The organism is Terribacillus saccharophilus, from assembly GCF_002272745.1.
In the GTDB taxonomy this organism is placed as follows: domain Bacteria; phylum Bacillota; class Bacilli; order Bacillales; family Amphibacillaceae; genus Terribacillus; species Terribacillus saccharophilus_B.
Genome location: NZ_NPBD01000036.1, coordinates 1 through 311, shown reverse-complemented (window position 1 = coordinate 311; position 311 = coordinate 1). Strand labels below are relative to the sequence as shown.

Genomic DNA, 311 nt, shown 5'->3' with positions numbered 1-311 from the left:
ACGGTTTCAGGATCTATTTCACTCCCCTTCCGGGGTGCTTTTCACCTTTCCCTCACGGTACTGGTTCACTATCGGTCACTAGGGAGTATTTAGCCTTGGGAGATGGTCCTCCCGGATTCCGACGGAATTTCACGTGTTCCGCCGTACTCAGGATACACTCCGGAGGAAACCACATTTCAAGTACAGGGCTCTTACCTTCTATGGCGGGCCATTCCAAGCCGCTTCGTCTATATGGTTTCTTTGTAACTCCAAAGGAGTGTCCTACAACCCCAGAAGGCTTGCCTTCTGGGGTTGTAGGACACTCCTTTGGA

1 rRNA gene is annotated in these 311 nt (G+C 51.4%); it reads right to left on the bottom strand.

From position 1 onward, the window contains the following. Window positions 1-311, bottom strand: a 23S ribosomal RNA gene (locus CHH58_RS18105); the annotation flags it as partial.